The sequence below is a fragment of the Rhodothermales bacterium genome, assembly GCA_041391505.1.
Classification (GTDB): domain Bacteria; phylum Bacteroidota; class Rhodothermia; order Rhodothermales; family JAHQVL01; genus JAWKNW01.
Genome location: JAWKNW010000019.1, coordinates 46,092 through 68,336 on the forward strand (window position 1 = coordinate 46,092; position 22,245 = coordinate 68,336).

At 65.0% G+C, this 22,245-nt stretch carries 21 protein-coding genes; 7 read left to right on the top strand and 14 right to left on the bottom strand.

Annotated features, from left to right (window positions below; genetic code table 11):
- Nucleotides 1-6 precede the first annotated feature (6 nt).
- The 12 genes from R2834_16780 to R2834_16835 all read right to left on the bottom strand — a co-directional run bounded on the left by R2834_16780 (nt 7) and on the right by R2834_16835 (nt 12,275).
- Complete coding sequence (locus tag R2834_16780) at nt 7-717, bottom strand: polysaccharide deacetylase family protein (protein MEZ4701990.1); 711 nt, start codon at nt 715-717, stop codon at nt 7-9.
- Between the two features lies 1 nt (nt 718).
- Complete coding sequence (locus tag R2834_16785; protein ID MEZ4701991.1) at nt 719-1,306, bottom strand: class I SAM-dependent methyltransferase; 588 nt, start codon at nt 1,304-1,306, stop codon at nt 719-721.
- 21 nt (nt 1,307-1,327) lie between these two features.
- Complete coding sequence (locus R2834_16790) at nt 1,328-2,254, bottom strand: T9SS type A sorting domain-containing protein (protein MEZ4701992.1); 927 nt, start codon at nt 2,252-2,254, stop codon at nt 1,328-1,330.
- Between the two features lie 44 nt (nt 2,255-2,298).
- Entirely contained in the window at nt 2,299-2,721 is a 423-nt protein-coding gene (locus tag R2834_16795; protein MEZ4701993.1) for an FKBP-type peptidyl-prolyl cis-trans isomerase, read from the bottom strand.
- 61 nt (nt 2,722-2,782) lie between these two features.
- Nucleotides 2,783-3,823, bottom strand: coding sequence for a zinc-binding dehydrogenase (locus tag R2834_16800; GenBank protein MEZ4701994.1), 1,041 nt, complete (start codon nt 3,821-3,823; stop codon nt 2,783-2,785).
- Nucleotides 3,824-3,901: 78 nt separating this feature from the next.
- Entirely contained in the window at nt 3,902-6,556 is a 2,655-nt protein-coding gene (locus tag R2834_16805; GenBank protein MEZ4701995.1) for an ABC transporter permease, read from the bottom strand.
- A gap of 10 nt (nt 6,557-6,566) precedes the next feature.
- A complete protein-coding gene (locus R2834_16810) occupies nt 6,567-6,914 on the bottom strand; it encodes a PadR family transcriptional regulator (protein ID MEZ4701996.1) in 348 nt (115 codons plus the stop codon).
- A 307-nt stretch (nt 6,915-7,221) separates the two neighbouring features.
- Entirely contained in the window at nt 7,222-8,037 is an 816-nt protein-coding gene (locus R2834_16815) for an isocitrate lyase/phosphoenolpyruvate mutase family protein (GenBank protein MEZ4701997.1), read from the bottom strand.
- 77 nt (nt 8,038-8,114) lie between these two features.
- Nucleotides 8,115-9,314, bottom strand: coding sequence for a DUF1080 domain-containing protein (locus R2834_16820; protein MEZ4701998.1), 1,200 nt, complete (start codon nt 9,312-9,314; stop codon nt 8,115-8,117).
- A gap of 426 nt (nt 9,315-9,740) precedes the next feature.
- Nucleotides 9,741-10,181 (bottom strand): hypothetical protein, encoded by a 441-nt coding sequence (locus R2834_16825; GenBank protein ID MEZ4701999.1) that lies wholly within the window; start codon nt 10,179-10,181, stop codon nt 9,741-9,743.
- A gap of 3 nt (nt 10,182-10,184) precedes the next feature.
- Nucleotides 10,185-10,796, bottom strand: a complete 612-nt coding sequence (locus R2834_16830) for a hypothetical protein (GenBank protein MEZ4702000.1) — start codon at nt 10,794-10,796, stop codon at nt 10,185-10,187.
- Between the two features lie 3 nt (nt 10,797-10,799).
- On the bottom strand, nt 10,800-12,275 hold the full coding sequence (locus R2834_16835; protein ID MEZ4702001.1) for an N-acetylmuramoyl-L-alanine amidase: 1,476 nt from the start codon (nt 12,273-12,275) through the stop codon (nt 10,800-10,802).
- 164 nt (nt 12,276-12,439) lie between these two features.
- Here R2834_16835 and R2834_16840 point away from each other — a divergent pair, with 164 nt between their 5' ends.
- On the top strand, nt 12,440-13,555 hold the full coding sequence (locus R2834_16840; protein MEZ4702002.1) for an SGNH/GDSL hydrolase family protein: 1,116 nt from the start codon (nt 12,440-12,442) through the stop codon (nt 13,553-13,555).
- Here the strand turns inward: R2834_16840 and R2834_16845 are convergent, their stop codons facing one another.
- Both R2834_16845 and R2834_16850 read right to left on the bottom strand, forming a co-directional pair.
- Nucleotides 13,556-15,127, bottom strand: a complete 1,572-nt coding sequence (locus R2834_16845; protein MEZ4702003.1) for an amidohydrolase — start codon at nt 15,125-15,127, stop codon at nt 13,556-13,558.
- 220 nt (nt 15,128-15,347) lie between these two features.
- Nucleotides 15,348-15,806, bottom strand: a complete 459-nt coding sequence (locus R2834_16850; protein MEZ4702004.1) for a winged helix-turn-helix domain-containing protein — start codon at nt 15,804-15,806, stop codon at nt 15,348-15,350.
- Nucleotides 15,807-16,031: 225 nt separating this feature from the next.
- Here R2834_16850 and R2834_16855 point away from each other — a divergent pair, with 225 nt between their 5' ends.
- Genes R2834_16855 through R2834_16880 form a run of 6 tightly spaced genes read left to right on the top strand, consistent with a single transcriptional unit; the run spans nt 16,032 to nt 22,245 of the window.
- Complete coding sequence (locus R2834_16855) at nt 16,032-17,477, top strand: GspE/PulE family protein (protein MEZ4702005.1); 1,446 nt, start codon at nt 16,032-16,034, stop codon at nt 17,475-17,477.
- A gap of 6 nt (nt 17,478-17,483) precedes the next feature.
- The gene (locus tag R2834_16860; protein ID MEZ4702006.1) at nt 17,484-19,355 is read left to right on the top strand and encodes a hypothetical protein; all 1,872 of its coding nucleotides are present in this window, start codon (nt 17,484-17,486) and stop codon (nt 19,353-19,355) included.
- Entirely contained in the window at nt 19,352-20,728 is a 1,377-nt protein-coding gene (locus R2834_16865; GenBank protein MEZ4702007.1) for a PilN domain-containing protein, read from the top strand. The genes R2834_16860 and R2834_16865 overlap by 4 nt, the downstream gene beginning before the upstream one ends.
- A gap of 13 nt (nt 20,729-20,741) precedes the next feature.
- Entirely contained in the window at nt 20,742-21,293 is a 552-nt protein-coding gene (gene pilO, locus R2834_16870; GenBank protein MEZ4702008.1) for a type 4a pilus biogenesis protein PilO, read from the top strand.
- A gap of 2 nt (nt 21,294-21,295) precedes the next feature.
- Nucleotides 21,296-21,778 carry a hypothetical protein gene (locus R2834_16875; GenBank protein ID MEZ4702009.1) on the top strand — a complete coding sequence of 161 codons (483 nt, stop codon included), beginning with the start codon at nt 21,296-21,298 and terminating at the stop codon, nt 21,776-21,778.
- A 41-nt stretch (nt 21,779-21,819) separates the two neighbouring features.
- Entirely contained in the window at nt 21,820-22,245 is a 426-nt protein-coding gene (locus tag R2834_16880) for a prepilin-type N-terminal cleavage/methylation domain-containing protein (GenBank protein MEZ4702010.1), read from the top strand.

The following is a 22,245-nucleotide window of genomic DNA, read 5'->3' on the forward strand; positions in this document are numbered from 1 at the left end:
GATGGTTTAGTCGTTGGCGTATGCCTGCATCAACTCCTGCACGGTGACGAACCGAAAGCCGCGGTCGCGAAGCCCGTCGACGATGAGCGGTATGGCCTCGCGGGAGGTCCGCCGGCTTTCGTACATGATGTGCATGATGATGATGGATCCCGGCCGCGCGTACTCGATCGCGTCGGTCGCCATCGCCACCGGATCGGGTTCGGGGCCCTGGTTTGATTCCGGCTCGACGTCCCAGAGCAGGGTCTTTCGCCCCGTGGCATCCAGGTAATAAGGGAGCACCAGAAGCCGTTTGCCGTAGGGCGGCCGAAACGGGATGTCGCCGGTCCAGCCGGCCTGGCGGATGAGCGCGTCGGTCTGCTCGATTTCGTCGCGGACGAAGGACAGCGACTTCAGCACCATCTGGCTGTGGGTGTAGGAGTGGTTGCCGATCGCATGGCCGGCGGCGATGAGCCGCGGGGCCAGCTCGGGCGACTCGGCGATCTCCCGGCCGGTCAGGAAAAAGGTGGCGCGCACGTCGAGGCTGTCCAGCAAGGGGAGGATAAAATCGACGCCGAGCGCGGTCGGGCCATCGTCGAAGGTCAACGCCACGACGGGTTCGGCGGTGTCGACGCGCGTAACCAGCCCGCCGAAAAACTGAAACGACCGGGACCGGCTGATGCGCCAGCCGATTACCGCCACCGCCAGCAGGACGAGCAGTACGAGAGCAGCGCGCTTCATATCATTTCTTGCGGGCGAAGACCTGTACGACGGCGCCGCGACCGCCGTGAAAGCGGCCTTCGATCACGTCGCGCTCCAGCTCGCGACCGACCTCGAACGTCAGTCCATCCAGTTCGGTTTTCAGATCTGCGAGCCGCATCAACCGGTCGACATCCGGCGGTCCGCCGGTCCCGAAGCGGAGCTGATCCGGCGTGTATGCTTCGAGCAGGAGCACGCCGCCGGGTTTGAGTCCCTCCACGACACGGCGGTGCACGGCGCGGCGGAGGGCGCCGGGGAGATGGCAGAAGATGGATACGACGGCATCCCAGGCGCCCGGTTCGATGGAGAAGTCGGCCAGGTCGGCATGAACGGTTGCGATCTCGACCCCCCGGGTCGCGGCGAGCCGGCGTGCTTTGTCGAGCCCGACCGACGAGCTGTCCACCGCGGTGACGGCATGGCCCAGGCCGGCCAGATAAACGCCGTTTCGCCCCTCGCCATCCGCCAGGCAGAGCGTTTGTCCGACCGGGAGCGATCCGGCCATCTCGGCCAGAAAGTCGTTGGGGTCGGTGCCGTAGATGTATTCTTCCGTGCTGTAGCGTTCATCCCACATAACAGAGCGCGATCAGGTGAGTCATCTGGAAAGTCGGACAAGCGGCCGGGCGAGTGCGTGCCCGTGGACGTCGCTCAACCGTAGAAGATACATGCCGTCGGCCATGCCGGCGACCCGAATCGTGATGGATCCCTCCGGGAATCGGGTGGTCGTATCCGCCACGCTGTGCCCGAGGAGATCGAATAATTCGACACGGATATCCTGCCGCACGTCGGCCGATGTCTCCACTACGAGGCGATCCGAAAAGGGATTCGGGTGGATGTTAAATGCCGGCAGCGCGTCGGCGCGCGCTGAGGAGGATGCCACGGGTAGCGCACTTTTTCCATATGTCGCGTTGCCGACGCGCGCAAAGATGAGATTCGCCTCCCACGCATCGTCGGGCCGCGTGCCGACGCGGTAGCTGCGCGATTGCTCGTGATGATACGGCCCCAATCCGAGCGCGTAGGTTGTGGTTGCCGTGTATTCATCGCCGTACGACGAGGTCCATGCATCGCGGTGGGTCGTGGTCGCGGGGGCCGCATACTGCGCGTCCATTCCGATCCGGATTTCAACAGGGCGATCGCGGGACGTCCCGGACTGCCCGGCCCACCGGGGCGTGACCAGCATCTCGAAGCAGGCAGGGAAGGCCGGCGGCACACGGGCCTGATTCTCGCCGCCAGTCGGCATGACGCATTCGCTCGAGGCGACGTGCGTTCGGATGTTGCTCAGGCGTCGTTCCTGGATGACGACATAGGCGCGGCGATCGATCACGGTGTCCCGGAGGACGGCATAGACGAGAAAAGCCGGCACGGCCGCGCCGGATTTACGGGTCGTGGCGAACTCCCACCGGTTGCCCACCTCCAACGGAAGGAAGCGGTTTGGATTGCGCACCTGTGCGGCGCTATCGCCGGCCAGGATGACGAAGGAGAGGGCGCATGCGAGGGTGACGAAGCGACGGATGCCAGACATGCGGGCGTTGGAAAGATCTGGGTTCTGCTGCGGATACAGGTCGATCAGGGATCGAGGATGTCCAGGACTTCGAGGTCGATCACGAGCGTCGAGTCGGGCGGTGTGTTGGGGGGATACGACGACCGATGGCTGAGCGCCGGCGGAATCGTAAAGATGCGTCGTTCGCCGATCCGCATCCCGGTGACCCCTTCATCCAGGCCGGCGATGACCTGATTGACGCCCAGTTGAATCGTGATCGGCGTGTTCTTCTCGCGCGAATCGAACACGGGGGTGCCGTTCCGGAGCGTCACGGTTTCGTGAATCGTCACACGCTGCCCCGGACGGGCGGGGTCGCCCTCGCCCGCCACGAGCACCTGATACCGAAGCCCGGTGGCGGTGGTGACGATGGCCGATTGGCGCGCGCAGCCGGCGAGCGCGACGACGGCCAGCGCAACCGCCAGGCCAACCTGAAAACAGGGGCGCGACATGCGGCGTGTCATGTTTGCTCCAGTGTAATCCATCTTCCCGTTGCCCGAAAGTAGCATCTGGTTAAGGAATGAGTAATACTTTGCCCCGATTGCGACGCTCCTCCAGGTACGCGTGCGCCGCGCCGGCCTCGGCGAGGGGGAAGGTCCGGTCGACTTCCGGTTTGAGATGCCCTTCGGTATATAACTCAAGCAGGCGATCGATCCAACGCCGCACTTCTTCGGGATACCCCCAGAGGTGGCCGGCGTTGAGGCCGAGCACGCCCTTGTTGGTGTCGATCAGGGGAAAAGGGAGGAATTTGAGCCACGGCACGCTGGTCATGGCCTTGAGGAACGCCAGTTTTCCCATGGTTTTGCCGGAATCGAACGCCGTCGAGAAGCCGAACATCACCATGCGGCCCGCCGGCGCGAGCAGGTCGAATCCGGTCGACCAGCTCTCGCCACCGACGGGGTCCAGGATGAGGTCGAACCCATGCCCGTCCGTCAGCTCCTTCGCGCGTTTTTCCCAGCCCGTTTCCCGGTAGTCCAGCGCATGCGCATAGCCTCGTTCCCTCACATACGCGTGTTTGGAGGCCGAGGCCGCGCCATACATCTCCGCGCCGTAGTAGCGTCCGAGGTCCGCCGCCGCCGTGCCCACGCCGCCCGAGGCACCCAGGACGAGCACGCGGACCGGGCGGCCGATCTCTTCGGGCCGGCGGATGCTGCCCATCAATACCATCGCCTGGAAGGCGGTGATGTAATTGACGAGGAGCGCGGCCGCATCGTTCACCGGCATGCCCGCCGGCCGGGCTATCGCCTGGCCATCGACGACGATCACATGCGTGCTGTACCCGCCGAAGCGCGTAAAGGCGAGCACCGGTTCGCCGAGCGAGCGCTCCACGCCCGGGCCAACCGCGTCGATCGTGCCGGCCACTTCGTAGCCGACGACGGTTGGCAGCGGCGGAGCGTCCGGATAGAGGCCTCGCCGCGCCATCACGTCCGCGAAATTCACCCCGCTCGCCTCGACGCGGATGCGGACCTGCCCCGGGCCGGGCTCGGGGGTGGGGGCTTCTCGGAGTTCGAGTACCTCGGGCCCGCCGGCGCGGGTGATCCAGGATTGCTGCATGGGGGATATCGGGTTGGCGTTCGTGGCCGAAGTTAACGAACGTCACCCTGTCATGCCGGCGAATCTTTCCTCAAGGACTCACCCGTCGCCCCGCAGCACGTCAGCGGGATTCGCGCCCGCGATCTTGTGCCACTGCGACCCGATCGCCAGGGCGGTGGTGCCCAGCACCAGGGCGTACGCGACCAGGAAGGGCAGGGGAGTCAGGGGCATATGCGCTATCGGGACCGATTCGCGGACGACCCCGAGAAGCAGGTTGATACCCAGGATACACAGGGCAGTGGCGATGCCGGCGGCCACCGCCAGCTGCACGAGAAAACGCCGATTGATCAGGATCGTGAGCCGCCCCAGCGAAGCGCCCACGACCTTGCGGATGCTGATTTCCTTCATCCGCCGCGCGATGTTCTGCGACGCCAGACCGAACAACCCCATGCACGCGATGAGCAGCGCGAGGCCGGCGATGTAGTTGAAGGTTTGCGTGACGCTGTTGTACTGCTGGTACGTGTCGTCGAATACCGTCGCCTGCCGGTACTTTGAGATCGTGGATTCGGGATAGAGACGCTTCCACACGGTTTCGGCATAGGCCTCCACCCCCGCGAGGGCATCGTCGCGCACACGGACGGTCAGGTAGGGGAAGGCCGTTGCGGGGCTCGCCACGAGCGCCGCGGGCTGGGGTTCGGCGAGTAGAAAAAAGGAGAAGTCCTCGACGACGCCGACGACCGCGTACACCGTGGTGTCGAGCCGGACGGTCTGTCCAAGCGGATTGGCCCATCCCATCGCACGGACGAAGCGGTCGTTGACGACAACCGCGCGGCCCGCCTCGCCGGTGCGCCCCGGGTCGAAGAGCCGGCCTTCCCTAAGGCGCAATCCGAGCGTCTGGACATAGGCGGAGTCGACGTCGTAGCGGAGCACGGGCGTCGTTTCGCCGTCGGGCCTCCGCAGTTCCGCCCTTCCGGGCGTCCGCCCGATGTGCTCGGCCGCGCCGCCGACGGAGAGCACGCCGGCGTGTTGCGCGAGCGCATCCCGGAACGGCTGGTACTGGCTGATGTCCTCGAGTTCGAATACGAGGGTGTGCGAAGGGTCGTAGCCCCAGTCCTGCCGGATCAGGTAGCGGCTGTTGAGCGTCAGCACGACCCCCATGATGACGGTGATGAAGGCGAGGACGAACTGGAACGTGAGGCAGGCGCGCGTGAACCAGGCATTGTCCGCCAGCCGCTGCCGGCCCCGGAAGATGGCGACGGGTTCGAAGGACGCGATGTACAGCGCGGGATAGGCGCCCGAGGCGATGCCGACGAACGCCAGCAGCCCGACCAGGAAGGCCCAGAAGCCGAGGTGCTCCCAGAACCGCAGGTCCAGGTTCAACACAAAGGTGGCGTTGAATAGCGGCACCATCGCCAACCGTGACAGGGCGATGCCGATCGCCAGGGCCATCAGACAGAGCAGCACATTCTCCGTCATGAACTGGGCGATCAACTGCCGCCGGTTGCCGCCGATCACCTTTCGCAGCGCGATTTCCTTGAGCCGCCGCGCGGCCGATCCCAGCGTGATGTTGATGTAGTTGAACACCGACAGCGCCAGCATGAAAGCGGCGATCAGCACGAGCAGCACCGTCAGCGCGGGATCCGCCGGCTCCGAGATGCGCCCCCGGATGCGGAAGGCGTCGGAAGACGGAGCGGTGAAAGTGTCGAATCCGAACGATTGGATCGGCCATTCGGAGTTCGCGGCGTGCTGGACGGGGAGGTAGCGGTTCATCTGCTCGGCGATCGACGCGGCATCGCCGGCCGTGCGCGCAAGCACGAACAGGCCCGAGGTCTGCGTCCGCCAATCGTCGCGCTCGGCCAGTCCGAGGTCGTACTGGGTGTCGAAGCCCATCAGCATGTCGAACCGAAAGCCGTTGTTGGCCGGGAAGGGCTGCAGGACGCCGGCGACGGTCACCGTGCGTCGCACGCGTCGGTCAAAGGTCATCGCGAGGGTTTCTCCCACCGGGTCGGCCTCGCCGAAGAGCCGGCGCGCCATGGGTTCGCTGAGCAGGACGGCCGATGGATCGCGCAGCGCCTCCGGCGTGCCGGATGCCAGGGGGAAGGACAGGGCGTCGAAAAAGCCGATGTCCACGAAGGTGACCGCTTCGTCGAACAGCTCGTCGCCGCGGCGGATGCTCACGCCGGCGCGGTTGATGCGTACGGCGCGTTCCACCTGGGGGATATCCGCCTCCAGCGCTGGCCCGAGCGGCATGGGCATCGATCCCCAGATCTCGGACTGGCCGTTGCGTTCGACGACATGCTGCGCCAGCAGCAGGCGTTCGCCTTGCGCGTGGAAGCTGTCGAGCGAATACCAGGTCGCCAGAAATACATATACCGTGATGCAGCAGCCCAGCGCGATGGACAGGCCGAGGATGTTGATCGCCGACGGCACCCGGTCGCGCCAGAGGTTGCGATAGGCCAGTCTGACATCGTTGCGCGCCATGGCGTACATCGCGCGTGCTTCGTGGGATACCGCGCCCCGGTGCCGCACCTTGCGCCACCATACTTTGCCGTACTCCCGGGTGGCGGCGTCCAGCGGGCCCATCTCGGCGACGGCCTGGCGAAAGGCACTTTCCGGCGACGCGCCGGCCTGAACCAGTTCCTCAACCTGATCACGCAGGTGGCGCTCCATTTCGTCGATGTCGCGCGCGCTGAACGCCTTGGCAAAGGTGTAGGGATGCCGCCAGGCGGCGATCGCTTTTTCCAGATCGAACATATGCGTTTCCTCAGCCGGCCAGTCCCAGGGTGAACTCGGGGCCCCACAGCTCCGCAAAAATCGCGTGCATGGCGCGCCATTCGTTTTTCGTCGCGTCGAGCGCATCGAGGCCCTGCGGGGTGAGGCGGTAGTACTTGCGGTCGGGCCCGTTCTCGGACGCCTCCCAGAAGGCCTCGACGAGTCCGTCCGTCTCCAGTCGGTGCAGGAGGGGGTAGAGCTGGCTGTTCGACCACTGGATGCGGCCGTTCGAGAGCCGGCGGGCGCGCTGGATGATTTCGTAGCCGTACTTGGGCCCTTCGGCCAGCAAGGTCAGCATCACCGGTTCGAGCGAGGCCGCGAGGAGGCGTTTGGATTGCATGGGCGGATCGTCTAGGTCTGTTTGGACATAGTGCTAGGTCGATTACGACCTAGCTGCGATCCGGTTGCGGCCATGGTCGAGAAATTGTGTGCTAAAACGGCTTGCGGTCAAGTGGTGGACGGCCGGGGTGGCTGCCCCACGCTGAAGCATGGGGGAAAAATGGTTTCGAGCGTTTTTTGCGGGTTTTGAGCCAGGCAGGCTAGAAGCATCACGCAATGGCTGGGAAAAATCCGCAGCCCCCATGCTTCAGCGTGGGGGCCATAGAACGTACAATGGATGACTACGAGGGAATTTGTCAACCACGCTATCAGTGCCAGCGTTGCAGCAGCGCCGCGATGCGAGCCCCCGGGGCGGCGCCGGCGAGCCAGCCGAAGCCGCCGTTTTGCCGCAACTGGACGGCCGCGTCCAGCATGCCGCCGAGAGCGGCGCGGGCGAGGGCGCCGCCGAGGCTGATGCGCCGGGCGCCGGCGTCGAACAGGTCATCGACGGATGCGCCGGCGACCATAGGGCCGAGGACGTTGACGGGTTTTGACAGCGACCCGGTGACGAGGCGAACGTCGTCGAGCGTTTTGAGACCCGGGGCGTAGAGCACGTCCGCGCCGGCGGCCTCGAAGGCCTGGAGCCTGCGGATGGTGTCGTCGAGGTCCATGCGGCCGTGAAGGAGGTTCTCGGCGCGGGCGGTGAGCACGAAGGGAGTCGGGAGACCACGGATCGCCTCGACGACGGCCTGGATGCGTTCGACGGCGTGATCGAGGCTGTAGATCGGGTCGTCCGGGTTGCCGCTGTAGTCCTCGATGGATCCGCCGGCCAGCCCCGTTTCCGAAGCCAGCACGATCATTTCGGCCGCTTCCTCCGGTTTGTGCCCGAATCCGTTCTCGAGGTCGGCGCTGACGGGGATGTCGACGGCCTCGACGATAGCCCGGCAGTGCGCCAGTTTTTCGCCGCGCGTCACTTCGCCGTCGAGCCGGCCGAGCGACCAGGCGAAGCCGGCGCTGGTCGTCGCGAGCGCCTCGTACCCGAGCGCCTGCAACAGCCGCGCGGAGCCGACGTCCCACGGGTTGGGAATGACGAAGCCGGGGCCGGCGTGGAGGGAGGCAAAGGAAACGGATTTATCTGAAAGCATCAGGTTTTCTGCCGCCGCCGGCGGCAGTTCTCGTTGTCTGTTCGAGCCGAAGTCATCCTGCGATCCCGCAGGATGCCCTAGCGCAATACCCGGATCGCCAGATTGCGGTGCCACACCTCGGCCGCCTGCCCGCCGTGTATCTGGACACAGATCACACCGGAGTCGTCTACGTGCGAGACCTCGGTAAAGTCGGTGGTTTGCCGGCCATTGATCCATATCTGGATGCGGGAGCCTTTCGCCACCAGTCGATAGTCGTTCCACTCCGTCATGCTGGAGAAAGACGCGATGTCGGGAACGGCCGGCACGAGGTAGCGGTCGCGCCTGCTCTCGTCGTACAGCGAGCCCCATACCGGCACGGGCTTCTCGTTGGTGCCCACGGCCCCGATATCCGCCTGGTATCCGGATACCTCGTGGTGGTTCGGGATGCGCTTGGTTCGGAACTGGATGCCCCCGTTGTTGACGTTGCCACGCATCTTTGCCTGGAGCGTCAGCTCAAAATCCCCGTATTCCTTCGTGGTGCAGAGGAATTCGTTGTTGGGGATGGCGCGGTCGAGCCGGCCGGCGACGATGGAGCCGTCCTCGACCCGGAAGTAGTCGGGATTGCCTTCCCAGCCGGCGAGGGTCTTGCCGTCGAACAGCGGGTAGCTCAGTTCCTTGATGCGGATGTTCTTGTGCCACACCTCGGCGGCGGGTCCGCCGTGGATCTGGGCGCAGATCCGGCCCTTGCCCGGTACGGCCTGGGTTTCGGTGTAGTCGGTTGTGAGGACGCCGTTGACCCAGATCTGGATGCGGGGGCCGTCTGCGAGGACGCGGTAGTCGTTCCAGTCGGTGATGTGGACGAAGTCGGGGATGTCCTCCCGGGCCGGCGAGAGGTAGGTATTGCGCCGCGTTTCGTCGTACATCGCCCCCCAGACGAACTTCGTGTCCTCCGGCGGCCACTCGCCGATGTCGGCCTGGTAGCCGGAGACTTCGTAGTGGAGCGGGATGCGCTCGGTGCGGATCTGGATGCCGCCGTTGTTGCGCCGGCCGTTCATGCGAACGTCGAGCCGGAGATCGAAGTTGTCGAATTCCTCCGTGGTGCAGAGAAAATTGTTATGCGGGATATCGGCATCGAGCCGGCCGGAGATCAGGACGCCGTTCTCGACGCGGAAGTAGGTGGGATTACCTTCCCAGCCGGCGAGGGTTTGTCCGTCGAATAGCGGGCGGAAGCTATCGTCCTGGCCGGCTGCGGGGAGGGTGAGGAGAAGGAGGATGATCAGCAGGTAGACGGTTTTCATGGCGGATGCTGGCGTTGGGGGCTCTGGAAAGCGATGCTGGAATGTACGCATGGATGGGGGAAGGCGCGAAAAGGATGAAAAATGTTTGAGCGGCATCTCCCTGGCTTCAGCTCATCCAAGCGCCAGGAGATCTGCGAGAAGCCTGCTCCCACGCTGCACCTTGGGGCCACCAAACAAGATGAGTGGCTTGCGCAATGCTGCAAACCCTAGCCCCCACGCTGAAGCATGGGGGCTAGGCGCGATGTTCAAGGCCAACGATCTTGCCCGACATTTGGGATACAACTGCAGCCCCGATGCTTCAGCGTGGGGGCATCAGGTCAAGCAAGTCGCCTGCTCATTGAGAAATCATGCAAAGGTGCAAGCCCCTGCCCCCACGCTGAAGCAGGGGGGCAGGGAAAGACGCATTCAGCCAATGGATTGAATGCCTCAAGACATGCGGTGGCCGCCCCCTCCATCGCGGGACGGTGCGTAAGCCTCCAGGTCCACCCGCGTTAACAGCCGGGCGTATTCTCGGGCCTCAGCCAGGGGCATGCGCGCCTCGGCTTCGATCTCGGCGATCTGACGCAGACCATCGGCGCGTGCGCGCAGCAGTGCTTCCCGTGTGCGGGCTATGGAAGGCGCGTTGGCATAAAGGGTGGCCAACTCGTCCAGACGGAGTTGCTGCGTGTTCAGGGCACGCAGCCGGCGCTCGATCGATCGCTTCAACTTGGTCTTGCGCATGCGGTAGAGCGTTGGCAACCCCACCAGCGCGCCTAGTGCGCCGAATGCGTAGAGGATGCCGCGTCCCTTCAAATCGAGGAACTGTATCGCAAAACCCGCGAGGAGAAAGACGCCGATAGCCGAGAAGACGAGGATGTCGTAGCGCATGGGTCAGACCTGTTTCTGGGCGGCTTCGACGAGCGCCTTGTTGAGGCGCTCTTTCTCGACGTTCAGCTCACGCCGGCGCTCGATGTTGTTGATCACATGATGCACGGGTTCGGAGCCGAGCCCGATGAGTACTGCGGTGATGGCCAGCTGCAGGGTCTGTCCGTCTATCGCGCGGTAAAACGGGATCGTTTGGGCCGACGCGCCCAGCGCGAGATCGATCACCGTAAAGAGGTTGATGCCCGACGCGGCACAGAGCACGAAGGCCACACCGGTCGCGACGACGCGGGACAACGCACTCACCAGCACCTGCCGAACGGCCTTGCCCGAGATGATGATCACATTGCCAGGATACACGCCCTCTTCGGAAGGGGTATATTGCTTGACCATGCGTCCGAGTTGCGTGATGATGAGCGCGTGGGAGAGTATGTTGGATTTGGCTTTGGAGTCGTATCGCGTAAGCAGCCGGCGTGCGCGGCGGTTCCAGATCCGCTCGAAATGGAATTTCCACTCGACGTAATTGAACACCGCGTGCAGTAGCTCCATGATGCGCTCGACCAGCAACGCCAACAGCAGGAGCATCAGATAAAGAAAGGTGAGTAGCAGCAGGATGTCCATGGGTCAAGCCGGGAAAAGGAATTGCTTCCTGCGATAGAGGTCGAGTTCTGCCTGGGCCGCCGGCGTGCGCCATTGTTCGTAGAAACCGCGGACAAGCTGCTCGAAGATCCGGTCCGGGAAATTCGAGCCGGCGCAAGCCGTCGCCCGGATCTGACGGTGCGACACGATCGTCCGCCCGAATTCCACTGGTATCCCGTACAGGTGGCACCACAGGGCAACGACGCGCGCGGCATTGAACAACTGGTCGTCGGCCGGACAGGCATGACCGTACTGCCCCCGGTCATTGGCGCCGCTATCGCCGGGTGTCGTATGGAAGTTGCCGTTCAGCGCGATCCCCAACGAGCGGTCGTTCACCCCGAACGCGTGGTTGCCCACATAGTCCCAGCGGCAAAACGGGTGAATCGCTCCGTCGTAGGTGACCACGCAGTGGTAGCCGGTCGACCATCCCCGCCCCTTGATCACGCGGACGACATCCTCAAACGCCGCGTCGCTGTGCATGGCGGTATGGTGGTACACGATCAGGTCCGGATTCGCAAGCCGGCGTCGACCCGGGTCGAGCGTGTCGCGATCGACACCGCCATCGTACGGGATGTCGAGACTGGCATGGGGTGCGGAGCGAGTCGGCGGATCGAGCGGCGGGCCGGCGACGGCGGCCGGCGTGATGACGAGGTCTTCCTGGCGCACCGGCTTCATGTCCACGACGCTGCGCTCGTTCAGGAATTTCATGAGCACGTGGATGGGCTGCGAGCCGCCACCGATGAGGATGCCGGACAGAATCGCGTCGGTGACCGGGGCGATATCCCCGAAAATTCCGATACCCTGGAAGAGGCCGAAGTGCGAAAAGTAGCAGACGGCGACACCGGCGAACGCGCCGATCGATTGCAGCCAGAAAGCCTGGGCGGTTTCCACCGGAGGACGCGGCGGAATCGGCTCCAGCACGAACAGCGCTTCCGGGTAGTTCTCCTCCAACTCGAGCGAACCGTGCAACTCGTTGCGCACCTGGTACGCGTCCAGCCGGCGTTGCAGCGCGGCGAGCCGCTCCTCATGTTTGCCGGTAATCGGTTCGTCGTGTGCCCCTCGAATCTCGCGAACCCGCTGGCGAAGGGTCTCGATCAACCGATCGAAGGCAGCTCGCTTCTCGGCCAGCAACGCTTCAAGCTCCGCAACATCCGCTTCAGACCGGTTGATTTCAAAGACGAGCCGGCCAATCGCCTCGGCGTCGCGGTCGAGCGTCGTGTCGATGGCGGCGATCTCCGCCTCATACAGATCCGGCTCCTGTAAGGCGTCGTTGTCCGAGAAAGGCGACAACTCGGAATAAAGCAGCTTCTTGAGCAGGCCGTTGAGCAGTTCCAGGACGCGCTCGATCGTGAACGACAGCCCCAGAGCCGTCGTCAACAACAACAGGATTCTAATGAAATCGCTTTGTTCGAGCATGGTAGCGATGCCGCTGTGGTGCGGCAGGGTGTCGTCAGCGGGCACATCGGGGGGGCGAGGCGTCGCCGGTGGGGCATGACTGGGTAAGTAGCCATTTACGAACTCGCAGTCAATATCCATCCGGAGGTTGTGCGTATGCGGGCTGGCTTTTGTGTCCGGATCGCATGTATTCTGCCGGCATTCCATACACAAACCGGATGCCTCCAGCCATGCATGCGCACGCCAGAACGTCTCGCCGCCATTTTCTCCAACTGGTAACCACTGCTGCTGCCGTCACAGCGCTGCCTCGCAGTGTATGGGCCGAGCGGGCCGATCTCGTATGGCACGATGTGCGGGACTGGGGCGTCGAGGGGAAAGGGTGGGCCGATACGAAACGGTATTTCGATCGCCTTCCGGGCAAAGCAGAAGGCGTTGTCCGTCCGCCGGTATGGGATCTGTCCCGGCACTCGGCCGGCATGGTGACGCGATTCGTCACCGATTCGCCGGCCATCCACGTGCGATACACGCTGCTGTCAGACAGGCTGGCGATGCCCCACATGCCGGCGACGGGGGTGAGCGGACTGGATTTTTATGCGACGGGCGGCCAGGGGGTCGATCGATGGGCCGCTGTCGTGCAACCTACCGAGATGACGGTCGAGAAAGCGGCTGCGGAAGGACTGCGCGCCGGCCAGCGACGCTATACGGTGTACTTACCGCTCTATAATGGGGTCGAATCCCTGGAAATCGCCGTCGAGCAGGGAGCAACCTTCACGCCACTCGCGCCCCGCTCGGAGCGCCCTGTCCTGTTCTACGGCACCTCGATCATGCACGGTGCCTGCGCGTCGCGTCCCGGGATGTCGATCTCGGCCATCCTGGGGCGGCGGCTCAATCGGCCGGTAACGAACCTCGGATTCTCTGGGAATGGGAGGATGGAGCCTGAAGTCGGCGCCCTCCTCGCCGAACTCGACCCATGCGTCTTTGCGATCGACTGCCTGCCGAATATGGACGAGGCCATGGTGGACGAGCGCGCCGCAAACCTGGTTCGCCAGTTGCGCGCCGCCCGGCCGTCGACGCCAATCCTGCTGGTAGAGGACCGTTCGTTTACCAACACGCGATTCTTCCCGGCGCGGGAAGAGCGTCACCGCACCAATCGGGATGCCCTGCGCCGCGCGTTCTCGCAGCTCCAGGATGAAGGCGTCGATCGCCTGTATTACCTCGAAGGGGAGCAGCTCCTGGGCGAAGACGGCGAAGCGGCCACCGACGGATCCCATCCGAACGACATGGGCATGGTCCGGTATGCGGATGCGTACGAGCCGGCTCTGCGTGCCATCCTCGCCCAATACTGATTACTCCATCTCGTACACCACCTTGCCGCCCACGATGGTGAGCGCCACCGGCACGGTGTGGATCTCAGCCGGCGGGGTCTGGTACAGGTCGCGCTCCAGCACGACAATGTCCGCGAGCTTGCCGACTTCGAGGGTGCCGTTTTCCTGTTCGTCGCCGGCTGCATACGCTGCGTTGATCGTGTACATGCGTAGCAGGGTTGTCAGGTCCACCCGCTCTTCCGGGATCCACGGGGGGCCCGTCGTGTCGCTGAGGGCTGTGCGGGTCATGCCAACCTGGATGGCGTCGAGCGGGTTCATCGAAGACACGTTCCAGTCGCTGCCGCCCACTACCGTGGCCCCGGTCGCGGCGAGCGACGCGATCGGATAGAGCCAGCGCGATCGCTCCGGGCCCAGTACCGGTTCTGTGAGGTCTGTTACGTACGTGTCGGCATACGCCCACAACGACTGGAAACTTCCGATAATGCCTTCCGCCGCAAAACGAGGGATGTCCGCCGGGTCGAAAAGCTGGATGTGGGCCAGGATGGGGCGTGCATCGCTAGGGCCGTTCTGCCGGCGGGCATAGGCGAGCGCGTCGAGGCTCATCCGGATGGCTCGGTCTCCTATTGTATGGATGTGGATGCGGAACGAAGCGGCGTCGAGCGCGGCCGCGAGCGAGTCCAGTTGGCCCGGCCGGAAGTTCGCCGTGCCGAGACTCGATGTCCCCACATAGGGCGCGAGGAGCGCGGCCGTGCCGGATTCGATCACTCCGTCCGCCATGATCTTTGCCGAGTTGACCCGGAAGAACGGTGTAGCCGGATACTGCTCGCGGACGCTGATAAACGAGTCGACCTGCGCGACGCCCAGGCCGGCGTCGACGAACAGCGCAGCCACAACGCGGGCCGTCAGCGCGTCATGCGCATCCAGGGAGGCATAGGCCGCGAGCGTTTCCGGCAGCAGCGCGGCCTCGTGGATGGTGGTAATGCCAAACCGATTCGCCATGCGCAGGGCGGTCTGAATGCCCGCTTTCCACTCGTCCTGCGTGTACGCCGGCAGCTGACGGGTGATCAACCGCACGGCGGATTCGCGCAACGTGCCCGAGGGCTCGCCCGAGCCGGCCTCGCGCATGATGCGGCCGTTGGGCGGATCGGGCGTGCTCCGGTCGATGCCGGCGGCCTGCAAGGCCCGGCTGTTCGCCCACGCCGAATGCCCGTCCGCCGCCACTAGGATGACCGGATGGTCGGGTGCGACGGCATCCAGCAAGTCTTTGTGCGGATTGGCCTCCGGAAAGAGGGGCAAGGCCCATCCGCTCCCCCGGATCCAGCTCCCCGGCCTCGCGCGCTGCACGCAGCCCGCAATGGCTTCCACGACGGCCGACACGGTCTCCAGATCGTCCAGCAGGCAACCCGCCTGTTCGATGCCGCCGGTTGCGGGATGGGCATGCGTGTCGCGAAAGCCGGGGAGCACCATACGTCCCCGGAGATCGACCACCCGCGTGCCGACAGCCACCCACGGGTCGGCGCCGGCATCGGAACCTGCATAGACGATGCGGTCGCCCCGAATCGCGATCGCGGTCAGCGGGGTGGGGGATGCCATCGTATACACGACACCGTTGCGCAGAACAAGATCGGCTGCGGGTGGAGCGGGCCGGCATCCAATCAGGCACAGCAAGGTCGTGGCCAGGAGGAGACCGGCCGCCCGGCAGGTCAACCGGTGGAAGGTCGTGCGAGGAAGTCGGGTCATGGGCGCGGGATGCCAGTACACAGTCGAAAGGCCCACAACATAGGGCATTTCGCGGTGAAGAACGACGAGCCGGTCAACGCGGCGGAAGCTCGGGCTTCAATTTGTACCCGACGCCTCGCACCGTCTCTATCGCCTGGGATACGCCCACCGTCTTCAGCTTCAGCCGGAGGGAATAGACCTGGGCATCCACGACGTTGGTGCCGGTGTCGAAATGGATCCCCCATACGTCGGCGAGGAGTTCGTCGCGCGAAAAGCACTGCCCCGGACTCCGCATGAAGTGCTCGAGCAACTCGAATTCGCGTCGTCGGAGCCGGATCGGCACATGATCTACCAGGACCTGCCGGTACCGTCGATTCAGCCAGATCGTGCCGGCACGAAGCCAATCGCCCGGGGCGTGTCGACGGGATTTCTCGCGCGGGACGAGCCCTGACGCCGCCAATGTGGAAATGGTCGCGCCGTGTGCATAGCGCGTGGTCGGCGCATGGGAGGGGAGACGGCTGGAATCCGCAGATAAGTGGGATGCGTTCGGCATGGCGGGTTTGGGGCTTGTGGATGGGAAGCTCTTTTCTCGTTCTAGACAGGATGAGGCCGCCCGACGTACCGTCTGTACCGTGCTTCGTTACAGGAACGTTGCATGTTAGGTGCACATCGCGGACAAAACGCTCCAGGCTGCCCATTTCATGTTCCGATCATGTCCGAGCCGTCCGGATGTGCGAAACTGTGGCCGTTGTCATTCCCGGTCATCGTTCCGCCGTCCATGGGTTCTCCGTCCATCGTCATAAGCCCCTCCGTCGACCCCGCTGCCATGGCGACGCTGCCGGCGTCGCTCGCCCTGCGACACCGGGTCGTGCCGCTTGCTCTGCGAGGCAGATACCTCGAAGTGGGCGTCGACGTCATGCCGCCACCCGACGTGGTGCGCCGGCTGATGCTGTTCACGGGGAAGTCCATCCACCCGGTTTTCCTGCCGCGGGAGGCGCTGAACGATTTGCTGCAGCGGCTCCAACCCGCCCCCGATCGGCCGACGCATGCCGACCGAATCGACAGGGTGCGGCCTCCCGTGCGAGACAGCGGGACGGTTATCGAACGCGTCGAGGCCATCGTGCAGCGCGCCATCGATCGGAAGGCGAGCGATATCCATCTGGAGCCGGTGGAAGCCGGCCTGCGCGTGCGCTATCGGATCGATGGACGCCTGAACGTCGATCGGGTGTTTCCGGCCACAGCGCAGGATGAAGTCGTATCCCGGATCAAGATTCTATCCGGCCTGGATATCGCCGAACGACGACGGCCGCAGGACGGGCGTTGGTGTTTCGGTCGCGGTGCAACGGAGATGGATATCCGGGTATCCTCGCTTCCCACGGCGCTCGGTGAGCATCTCGTCCTTCGCCTGCTCGATGGGCGGAGCGCCGCGCACGACCTGCCGGCACTCGGATTCGCCGGTCGTGACCTCGCCGTCCTCGACGAGGCGCTGCACCTGCCTCACGGACTGATCCTGGTGACGGGGCCCACCGGAAGCGGCAAGACGACGACGCTGTACGCCGCGTTGAGGACCCTGAATACGCCGGACGTGCACATCGTCACGGTGGAGGATCCGATCGAGTACCGGCTGGACGGGGTGAGCCAGACGCAGGTGCACGCGGAGATCGGCTACACCTTCGCACGCGCGCTGCGCGCCTTCCTGCGCCAGGATCCGAACGTCATGCTGGTCGGCGAAATTCGCGACGCTGAGACGGCCGAGCTTTCCGTGCGCGCCGCGCTGACCGGGCATCTGGTCCTGTCGACACTGCACACCAACGATGCCGCCGCCAGTGTGACGCGCCTGGTCGATCTCGGCGTCGCCCCGTTCCTCGTCGCCTCCTCGCTCCGGCTCGTGCTGGCGCAGCGGCTCGTCCGCCGCCGGTGTCCGGTGTGTATCGCTGCCGGCCATCGGGCCGATCCGCCCGCCAGAGCGGGGGCGAAGAATGCATCCGATGACCGGTCGTGTCCGGAATGCGAAGGGGCGGGTTTTAGAGGCCGCACCGCGATCGTGGAAACGCTGCGGGTGACGGAATCGATCGCACGGCAGATCGTGGCGGGGGCCGACGCCGCGGAACTACGCCGGCTCGCGCGATCGGAGGGGATGCGTACGCTACGGGAGGCCGCGACGGCAGCGGTTGCCGCCGGCGTGACGACGGCCGCCGAAGCCCATCGCGAAACCAGCCTCTGAGCGCGCATGACCAGTCGATCCCTGCTCATCGTGCTGCTCCTCGCCGGGGCCGCCGCGGTCTCGGCCCAGGAGCGCGTGCCGGTCCAGGCGCCGGCCGACAGCGCCGAGGTGCCGGCCGGGGCGTTGGAGCGCCTGCGTGAACTCAACGTGCGGGACGCCGATCTTCGCGATGTGCTGCGGGCCATCGCGCGCCAGCATCGCCTCAACCTGGCTGTCGACGAACGGATCGAGGCGACCGTCACGCTGCGCCTGGCGGATCTCCCGGTCATCGAGGTGCTCGAATTCCTGGCTGCCGAATATGGGCTCGTGCTGGAGTGCAACGGGGTGATCTTTCGCGTCCGCCCGCGTACGACGGATGCGCCTGCCTTTCGTCTGACGATTAGCGCAGCGCAGGGGCTTCTTTTCGCCGACGTGGCCGGCGCGCCGGTGGAAGACGTGGCGCGGGCGCTCACGGACGCCGCCGGCGTTGCGATGCTGGTGCACCAGGGCGCGAAGGGTATGGTGACCGGGTATCTCCAGGGTGTGCCGCTGGAGTCCGGACTCCAGTCGTTGTTCGAGAGCAACGGCTTTAAAGTGCGTGCGACGGCCGGCATCTACACCGTAGTCGAAAGCCGGCCGGAGACGAGGCCGGTTGAGGGCGGCGAAGCCCGGGTCAGCATCCGCGAGGGGCTGGTGGATCTCGATCTTCGGGACGCCGGGATCGGCGATGTGCTTCGCGAAGTGGCGGACCGGCTGGGGGTCGGTCTTATCCTGTATACCGCTCCCGAAGGACGCATCACGGCGCGCGCCGCAGGACTCAGCGTGGAACAGACCCTCGGCTACCTGCTCAAGTCCACGGACCTGACCTACCGGCGGGAGGGCGACGTGTTTGTCGTCGGCGGCCGGCAGCTGACCGGTATCGCCAGCACCCGGCTCCTGCGGCTCCAGCACATCCACCCGAACGGCGTTGCCGAACGCCTCCCCGAGTCGTTGCGCCGCGCCGCTACCTTCGAAGTGATCGACGAACAAAACGCGCTGCTCGTGACGGCGCCGCAAGACCTGATCGCCGAAATTGCCGCCGTCATCGCTCAGATCGACACACCCACCCCGCAGATCCTGATCGAGGCGCTGGTGGTGGATTTTGAGCGCAGCGAGCTGAGCCAGTTTGGAGTGACGCTTGAGCGGAATGGCACGGACGCGCCCGCCGGCGAGACCTACGCATTCGGTGGAGGTAGCGATCAGGCCGGCGGCATCACCCTGATTGCCGGCCCACAGGCCGCCGGGCGCTATGTGGACGCGCTAACGGGACTGCTCGGTGTCGGCAGCATCGGCCGGCTCCCCTCCGACTTCTACCTCCGCGTGCAGGCTCTGGAGCGCCAGGGCAAGGTCCAGATCCGCTCGCGGCCTCGCATCGCCACGCTCAACGGGCACAAGGCGAGCATCAGCGTGGGCACCACGCAATATTATATCCTCAAGACGCTTATTCCGTACGCGGCAGCCGGCCAGGTCAACGAGGCCGAACATTTCGAGCGGGTGGAGGCCAACGTCACGCTGGAGATAACGCCGTGGGTGGGGGCGTCAGGGGAGGTCACCGCCGAAATCCATCCCACATTCGCCACGCCGGTCGGCGTGCTGGACCCCCGGGTGCCGCCCACGATCAACAACCGGACGGTTCAAACCACCGTGAGGCTGCGCGAGGGCGAGACGATTGCCATCGGCGGACTCATCCAGGACGGGGAATCCGAGGCATCCAACCGGGTGCCGGTACTGGGACGCATCCCGCTTCTGGGCCGACTCTTTCGCAACCGCCGTCGCGACGCACATCGCTCGGAGCTGGTCATCTTCATCACCCCGCACGTCTTCTTCGGCGACGTGTATGAAATCGAACCGACACCATGACGTGGCCCTTTCTGAATCGCACCTGTGCCGGCCTGTGGATCTCGGAATCCGCTGTATGCAGTGTGGATTTGGCGCGGGGTCCGGGCGGACTCCGGGGTTGCGGCTACGAGAAGGAGCTGGTAGCCGAGGGAGACCTTACTTCGGCGCTGCGAAGGCTGTGCGAGCGCATGGACGCCACGCCGGATCGGTTGATAACCCACCTCGAAGACGCCTATCTGTGGCATGCCTTAGTATATCCGCCACCGGGGTTGGACACTTCCTCGCTCGACACATGGGTGCAGGCGGAGGCGGACGCACGGCTTCCTGAAGGTCTTGTGCTCGATGCGCTGGTTCTCCGCTGGACCCGGCTCCAGGACGCCGGCGGAGCGCCATGTATAGCGGTGGTCGCTGCGCGTCCAGAGGCTATTGCCGAACGCGTGGACCTGCTGCGGGAGGCTGGACTAGACCCCTGGTCTATCGGAAGCCTGCCTCTGGAGATCGGCAATGCCTTCGCGTTCAGTCCCGTCTGGGTCGCGGGCTATTCCGTGGTCATTCGGAGGGCTGCAGGGGGAGACACGGTAACATGGTTCGAGTGTGGCGCACCGATCGGCGTCGATGAGGTGTTCGATGACGAGCAGTTGGAGCGCCTCGTCGGCGCCCGGAACGGGAAGCCTCATCCGATAGCGGGTGTGGCGATTGGACGCCCGATGCCGAACGGAATGCCCACTTCCCCGGGGCAGCCGCTCGAACCGTTGATCGGGCATGGGTTGCTCGACATGGAGGCGACGCCGGCGGCAGCCCTCGCGGTGGCAGGGCTGTGTCCCGGTCTGCCTTCCGTCAACCTGCTGGAGCCGATCCAGGTGCAGCAAGTCACCAATCGGATCGATCGGCGCGATGCCTTGCAACTGGGGATTTGCGTTGGAGCGCTGCTGCTGGTGCTGCTTGCTGGCGCCCTGATCTTACGCGTCGCGGTCGAGCGACATCTGGCGGCCCGTGCGCATACCGCTGTCTCGCTGGAACCCGCCGCGCGGCGTCGCGCACGCGCAGCGGAAGCGCTGGAGGTCGAGCGGCAGCGCACGGCGCAGGGGCTTGCCCTGATCGCCGGTCGGTCGCGGTTAGCCGGCGTGCTCGATCGCATCGGGCGCGGCGTGCCGGCGCGGGTCAAGCTCGATGCCGTGTCCTGGGAGGGCGGCGAGGTCGCTTGCGTCGTTTCGATTCAGGGGCGCGCGGCGGACGCGGCGGAGGTGGCTGGATTGATCGAGACGCTGGAGCAAGCGGAGGCAGGCCGGCAGGTGCAGTTGCGCTCGGCCGAAGCTGTCGGCGTGGGGGCCGAACGCTCGGTGCAATTCGCAATCGAGGCTGGGATCAACGGGTGCGACCGGCGGGGCGAATGACATGGGAGCAGGGTTGAATACGCTGCGCAACAGGCCCTGGTTGGCCGGCGCGATCGTCGGTGTCACGGTGGCGCTCGGGCTGATCGTGTTCGGCGTCGCCCCCCATCTGTATCAGACGCTCAAGCTCTACAGAGAGGCTGAGGCCCTGGACGCCCGTATCCGAGAAGCGGCTGACTGGGATGCAGAAGCCTCCCGTATGGACGCCGAGCGCATGCGGCTTGCAGAAGATACCGATACCCGGCTGGTGGCTCTTCCGACACTCGAAGAGGAAGCGATCCTGCTCCGGTTTGTCGAGCAGACGGCTGCTTCGACAGGCGTGCGCATCACGCGGTGGCGGCCGGCAGGCGTGCGACGCCTCGAGACCTACGCCGAACGCGAGATTTCGCTCACGGCATCGGGGCGTTTTCATGAGATTGGAAGGTTCGTGGATGGGATCGAACGGGCACACCTGCTGATACGCGTTGTGTCCGGCTCTATCCAGCGGACGCCCGCATCATCCGGCGAACTGCGTCTCGCCCTCATTCTGGTGGTGGCGTTCGCGTCAGGCGAGAGGGGCACGGGATGAGTATGCCGCGTGCACAAAAAACACGGTGGATGCCGGCGCTGCTCGGACTGGCCGCGGTGTCGATCTGGGGCTACAACGGCTTTCGGATCGCAGAGGCGATGTGGCCGGCGGCGAGTGAACGCATCGTGGTGGCCACGCCCGCGGATAGCGCGGCGCCGGCGGTATCGATTCCGGTAGACTCCCTGCCGATCTACCGGGGCGACTTCAGGGATCCTTTCGAGGACGATCGATGGCTCTTGAGGCCGTCATCGCATCCGGATTCGGCGCCGATGGTCGACCTGGCAGGGTACCGATTACGCGGCATCATTGGCGCCACGGTCATCATCCAGTCGCCGGATGACTCGACGCACGTGGCGTCGGCCGGCGGCGCGCTCGGCACGCTTCGCATCCTGTCGGTGCACGGCGATCAGGTGGTATTGCGAAGGGCGCGCGCAACCCAACGCCTGTATCTGAACGACATGTCTAGACCTCAAGAGCCCCGTTGATTACCCACCATGACCACGCAATTTACCCAGCCCGGATCGCCATGAAGAGTCTCCTCGCCATGCCCCTCGCGCTGTCGCAAGACGACGGCTTTTCCCTCACCGAACTGATGGTGGTGGTGGTCGTCGTCGGCATCCTCGCCATGCTCGCGATACCGCGTTTTATCACGGTGACCACCGAAGCCAAGATGACCGAGGCCAGAATGATGCTTCGGCAGGTGCAAACGCTTCAACAGGCCTATCGGTACGCCCACGACCGGTATGCCGACGGATTGTCGGAGCTCGGGTTCGAGCAGGTCGCCCTGCAGACGGAGGGCGGCACGGCGAGATACCGGATCGCCATCGAGCAGGCCGATGCCGGCGGTTTCGTCGCCACGGCCACGGCGGTCGTCGATTTCGACCGGGATGGTGTCTTAAATGTATGGGAAACGGACGCCGCCGGCGAAATTCGCCTGCGGACGCCGGATTGA

Excerpts from the sequence above, each read along its gene's own strand:
- R2834_16780 (MEZ4701990.1), bottom strand. The coding sequence starts at position 717 with ATGAAGCGCGCTGCTCTCGTACTGCTCGTCCTGCTGGCGGTGGCGGTA.
- R2834_16785 (MEZ4701991.1), bottom strand. The coding sequence starts at position 1,306 with ATGTGGGATGAACGCTACAGCACGGAAGAATACATCTACGGCACCGAC.
- R2834_16790 (MEZ4701992.1), bottom strand. The coding sequence starts at position 2,254 with ATGTCTGGCATCCGTCGCTTCGTCACCCTCGCATGCGCCCTCTCCTTC.
- R2834_16795 (MEZ4701993.1), bottom strand. The coding sequence starts at position 2,721 with ATGTCGCGCCCCTGTTTTCAGGTTGGCCTGGCGGTTGCGCTGGCCGTC.
- R2834_16800 (MEZ4701994.1), bottom strand. The coding sequence starts at position 3,823 with ATGCAGCAATCCTGGATCACCCGCGCCGGCGGGCCCGAGGTACTCGAA.
- R2834_16805 (MEZ4701995.1), bottom strand. The coding sequence starts at position 6,556 with ATGTTCGATCTGGAAAAAGCGATCGCCGCCTGGCGGCATCCCTACACC.
- R2834_16810 (MEZ4701996.1), bottom strand. The coding sequence starts at position 6,914 with ATGCAATCCAAACGCCTCCTCGCGGCCTCGCTCGAACCGGTGATGCTG.
- R2834_16815 (MEZ4701997.1), bottom strand. The coding sequence starts at position 8,037 with ATGCTTTCAGATAAATCCGTTTCCTTTGCCTCCCTCCACGCCGGCCCC.
- R2834_16820 (MEZ4701998.1), bottom strand. The coding sequence starts at position 9,314 with ATGAAAACCGTCTACCTGCTGATCATCCTCCTTCTCCTCACCCTCCCC.
- R2834_16825 (MEZ4701999.1), bottom strand. The coding sequence starts at position 10,181 with ATGCGCTACGACATCCTCGTCTTCTCGGCTATCGGCGTCTTTCTCCTC.
- R2834_16830 (MEZ4702000.1), bottom strand. The coding sequence starts at position 10,796 with ATGGACATCCTGCTGCTACTCACCTTTCTTTATCTGATGCTCCTGCTG.
- R2834_16840 (MEZ4702002.1), top strand. The coding sequence starts at position 12,440 with ATGCATGCGCACGCCAGAACGTCTCGCCGCCATTTTCTCCAACTGGTA.
- R2834_16845 (MEZ4702003.1), bottom strand. The coding sequence starts at position 15,127 with ATGGCATCCCCCACCCCGCTGACCGCGATCGCGATTCGGGGCGACCGC.
- R2834_16850 (MEZ4702004.1), bottom strand. The coding sequence starts at position 15,806 with ATGCCGAACGCATCCCACTTATCTGCGGATTCCAGCCGTCTCCCCTCC.
- R2834_16855 (MEZ4702005.1), top strand. The coding sequence starts at position 16,032 with ATGGGTTCTCCGTCCATCGTCATAAGCCCCTCCGTCGACCCCGCTGCC.
- R2834_16860 (MEZ4702006.1), top strand. The coding sequence starts at position 17,484 with ATGACCAGTCGATCCCTGCTCATCGTGCTGCTCCTCGCCGGGGCCGCC.
- R2834_16865 (MEZ4702007.1), top strand. The coding sequence starts at position 19,352 with ATGACGTGGCCCTTTCTGAATCGCACCTGTGCCGGCCTGTGGATCTCG.
- R2834_16875 (MEZ4702009.1), top strand. The coding sequence starts at position 21,296 with ATGCCGCGTGCACAAAAAACACGGTGGATGCCGGCGCTGCTCGGACTG.
- R2834_16880 (MEZ4702010.1), top strand. The coding sequence starts at position 21,820 with ATGAAGAGTCTCCTCGCCATGCCCCTCGCGCTGTCGCAAGACGACGGC.